We start from the raw sequence: 217 nt of genomic DNA, 5'->3' as shown, positions 1-217 counted from the left end.
GGCCCGCGCGAACCCGACCACCCCCCGCGCCCTCAAGCGCTACATGCTGCACTACCTCGACATCGTGTCCCTGGTCTCCTCGATGCTCCTGGTCCGCGCAGGCACCCGCGAGTCCCTGCGCACCAAGGACGAGTTCTGGGCCCACGCCCGCGCCTACGACCCCGCCCTGTACCGCCGACTACGCCGCACCACCCTGCACCAGATCTCCAACCTCCCC

At 70.5% G+C, this 217-nt stretch carries 1 pseudogene; it reads left to right on the top strand.

The annotated features are described in order from the left end of the window. Nucleotides 1-217: pseudogene (locus IE95_RS20765) on the top strand (glycosyl transferase); the annotation flags it as partial.

This window comes from Oerskovia turbata, from assembly GCF_000718325.1.
In the GTDB taxonomy this organism is placed as follows: Bacteria; Actinomycetota; Actinomycetes; order Actinomycetales; family Cellulomonadaceae; genus Oerskovia; species Oerskovia turbata.
The sequence above is the reverse complement of the archived record's forward strand: the minus strand, read 5'-3'. Positions and strand labels throughout refer to the sequence as shown.